The sequence below is a fragment of the Vibrio penaeicida genome, assembly GCF_002933855.1.
Taxonomy (GTDB): Bacteria; Pseudomonadota; Gammaproteobacteria; order Enterobacterales; family Vibrionaceae; genus Vibrio; species Vibrio penaeicida_A.
Genome location: NZ_BFAQ01000084.1, coordinates 1,249 through 4,390, shown reverse-complemented (window position 1 = coordinate 4,390; position 3,142 = coordinate 1,249). Strand labels below are relative to the sequence as shown.

5 protein-coding genes are annotated in these 3,142 nt (G+C 37.2%); all 5 read right to left on the bottom strand.

Annotated features, from left to right (window positions below; translation table 11 throughout):
* Positions 1-147 precede the first annotated feature (147 nt).
* The gene (locus tag VPNCDNU1_RS28420) at positions 148-777 is read right to left on the bottom strand and encodes an MAE_28990/MAE_18760 family HEPN-like nuclease (protein WP_104403486.1); all 630 of its coding nucleotides are present in this window, start codon (positions 775-777) and stop codon (positions 148-150) included.
* Between the two features lie 7 nt (positions 778-784).
* Positions 785-1,855, bottom strand: a complete 1,071-nt coding sequence (locus tag VPNCDNU1_RS28415) for a DUF262 domain-containing protein (RefSeq protein WP_201797174.1) — start codon at positions 1,853-1,855, stop codon at positions 785-787.
* Positions 1,856-2,051: 196 nt separating this feature from the next.
* Positions 2,052-2,267 carry a TIGR02450 family Trp-rich protein gene (locus VPNCDNU1_RS28410; RefSeq protein WP_104403487.1) on the bottom strand — a complete coding sequence of 72 codons (216 nt, stop codon included), beginning with the start codon at positions 2,265-2,267 and terminating at the stop codon, positions 2,052-2,054.
* Positions 2,268-2,507: 240 nt separating this feature from the next.
* Positions 2,508-2,810 (bottom strand): type II toxin-antitoxin system RelE/ParE family toxin, encoded by a 303-nt coding sequence (locus VPNCDNU1_RS28405; protein WP_104403485.1) that lies wholly within the window; start codon positions 2,808-2,810, stop codon positions 2,508-2,510.
* Complete coding sequence (locus VPNCDNU1_RS28400; protein ID WP_005448240.1) at positions 2,798-3,055, bottom strand: type II toxin-antitoxin system Phd/YefM family antitoxin; 258 nt, start codon at positions 3,053-3,055, stop codon at positions 2,798-2,800. Before VPNCDNU1_RS28400 ends, VPNCDNU1_RS28405 begins: the two co-directional genes overlap by 13 nt.
* Between the last annotated feature and the right edge of the window lie 87 nt (positions 3,056-3,142).

Here is a 3,142-nt window from a genome sequence, read left to right as displayed (position 1 = left end):
GCAATTTTCGAGAACCTTAAAACCTTTAAATTATCAAAGCGCTATAACGCTGCGTTAAGGTGTGACACACACTTGGCTACACTTGAGCGAAGCGAAAATGCCAAGCGTGCGGAATCACTCTTAAACGCTTTGTTAGCTGCCAGTATCCTAATTAGCCAAATACTTACAATTATCAAAATACCTTTCTGTAAGCGATATCATTTGGTCTAGTGAGTCAAAGACTGCATTTTGTATTATTGTCAACTCATCGTGCGTTGAATTACGGCAGCATTCTTTAAACATTACCTCTCCATGTGCAATCTGGTTTCTTTTGTTTTTGACAATAAGTAATTTTTCTTTATTTACACTAGTGATTTTACCAATACCATAACGAGATAATATTTTGGTTAGCTCCCTAGCATCTAAATTGCCTGAAAAAAGATTTACTTTTTTAGTCAGCTCTTCAAAGGTTGGAAAATTCAGTGAATTATCAACAATTGAATTCAAATTCAATTGTTGTTTCCTTTTTCCCTCATTAAATAGATAACATTCAACAAACATCTTTTTCAAAGGGTCTGATAATTCATCATACTTGTGACGAGAGACTTTTTCGTGCACCCTTTCCAAAACTAAAACTGTTGTAGACTCAATAGCGTTGTACAGAAGCACCATAAAAGCCGATTTAATAATTGCAACTTTATTAACGTTACCAGCTTTCTCTGAAAGTTCCTTGATATGGTCAAGTAATATCGAAGCCTCTATACGCTTTTCATCAAAATCGTCTTTTACTGTATACACTAGAAAACTACCTGTCTAAAAGTTGATTTTTTACAAAATTTATTCGTTTGCTTATTTTGTCTGGACTGTGCGTTCTATGTGTACCTGAAATCAACCGTTTAAATTGGTAATCTTTAAACCATTCGCTTGCATCTAATTTATTGCTATTAAGGTCATTTTTTTCTTGTAGAGCTAAATGTACACCGACAGATACCGCCTCAAAAAATATTCTTGTTATAGCGTTACCATTTTTCTTGCGAAAACCATGCTCAAAAACATTATTAACAAATTCAAGCATTTCGTTAAACTGTTTCTGTTTGATTTCTTTCTCATCAGGGGTAAATGTCTTATTCTTTTCTTCCATGTATTCATCAAGAACAACACCGATACCACGACCAAACGTCGGAAATTTAGGATAAAAATCCATCATTGCGAAAAATCGTAAAATTAACTCTTCATGCTCTTGCCTATTGACAACACTTTTTGACAATGGCGCTAACTTTACTAAAAGCTCGTTTTTAGCACATTCTTTGTAAATAAAGTCGTTAAAAGTGCCTGGATAAATTCCCTTTCTTTTTTCCATATTACGTAGTAAATCACTACCTCTATTTATACGCTCAAAAAGATCGTTTCTTACTTCTTCGGTTGCGGATTCTGAAAGAACAATCATTCTGATTGGAGTATTTTGTATCTTTTTCTGTCTAGACTTTGGTAAATCACTAAATTTAAGATTATTTAACTCAGTAAGTTTTTCAAGACGCGTTAATTTTAATTCATCAGATATATAGGAGGCTAATGTTCTAATTCGCTGCGAGCCATCTACGATTTCAAGTCGCCCATTTTTATCTTCAGCCATAAATACAATTGGGATTGGTAATCCTAAAGTTATCGATTCTATCAATCGAGATTGTCGTACTTCATCCCACACGAAATCACGTTGATATTCAGGAACAAAAATATCATTTTCTCCAGTATCAATGTCCTTGAGATATTTTTGAACTAAAAATTCAATGGTGAACTCTCTAGTATCAAAATCTACAGTCTTCTTTTCGTCTAATATTTGTTTTTCTATTTCTGCCAATTTTTCTTCACTAAGCATTATTGATCCTCTTAAATTATACCTATAGAACGCTCTAGATTGACTAGGGCAGCTAACGCCGCGTTAAGTGGTGAGCAACGCTACCACTCTACCTAAACCATTGTGACATAAACACTAAACTCAAAGTAAGCCGAAAACGCCATGCGTTGGGAGTCCGTCTTGAACGCTTTGTTAGGTGTGACTTTGAAAGGGCGCCTCACTTCCAGCCTTGGAGCCATTTTTCACTGTCCTTCAAGTCAGTCCAATCAATGGAATACTCTTTCTTCGACAGTACCGCCTCAAGTGTGCACGAGAGCACCGAACCATCCTCTTCAAACTCAATTGCAGACACCAAAAAGTGCATTTCTCTTTTTGACGGTTTGACTGCTGTCCACTTGCTATTGCGCAATTTGGCGGGATTAATTCGATTCATAGTAACTTCACAAGTGTCTGTTTGTATTTGAAATAACATCCAATTGATACGAACCAGAAACCGCTTAAGTTCAATAAATCCTTACCGCAACAGAGAAACAACCTAACGCCAGCTTAAACCGCAGACAACGCACAAAACAAGCCGCTGCATTACGCCTTAAACACTAAATTCACCGCAAACTAAAAATGCCACGCGTTGTTTGTCGGTTTGAAGCTTTTGTTAGCCGCTCAAATTCAAATGTTATTGCTTATTCAACAAGAACTTACGAAAATCTCTTTCGGCGCGCATAACAAACAGGATAAATACTTTATCACCGTCTTGTTTATAGAAAACACGGCATGGGTTAACTACAACTTCGCGATAACTGAGATGCTCTAGCTCAGGAGGAATACGCCCAGACTCAGGAAAAACCTCTAGACGTCCAACTTTAGAGAAGATCGTTTGAACTAATTGCTTTGCAGCTACGACATTTTCGAGTTCGATATATTCAGCGATATCATTAAGGCTGGACAACGCTGGTTCCGTCCAGATTATTTCAGCCATTTTGACATTTTGTCCTTGGCTTCATCGTGACTTACCACTTTACCGTCAGCTAATGCGCGTTCGCCTCGTGCAATACCTTCCAGAATCGCTAAACGATTTTGCATAAACTCGTAATCATCAACATCAACCAGATATGCCGATGGCTTACCATGTTCGGTAATCAACACTGGTTCTTTAGTATCGTGGAGATCGGCAAGGATCTTAGTTGCTTGACGTTTGAGTGATGTCACTAGTTCTACTTTCATGAGAGCTGCTCCAAAGGAATACTAAAGTGATACTATTCTATCACTTTGAGTATAGCAAGCTCCTTGACGGCTAACGCCAGCTTAAAC

What these genes read in the sequence shown, in the direction of transcription:
- VPNCDNU1_RS28415 (WP_201797174.1), bottom strand. Translation starts at nt 1,855, where the DNA reads ATGCTTAGTGAAGAAAAATTGGCAGAAATAGAAAAACAAATATTAGAC.
- VPNCDNU1_RS28400 (WP_005448240.1), bottom strand. Translation starts at nt 3,055, where the DNA reads ATGAAAGTAGAACTAGTGACATCACTCAAACGTCAAGCAACTAAGATC.
- VPNCDNU1_RS28410 (WP_104403487.1), bottom strand. Translation starts at nt 2,267, where the DNA reads ATGAATCGAATTAATCCCGCCAAATTGCGCAATAGCAAGTGGACAGCA.
- VPNCDNU1_RS28405 (WP_104403485.1), bottom strand. Translation starts at nt 2,810, where the DNA reads ATGGCTGAAATAATCTGGACGGAACCAGCGTTGTCCAGCCTTAATGAT.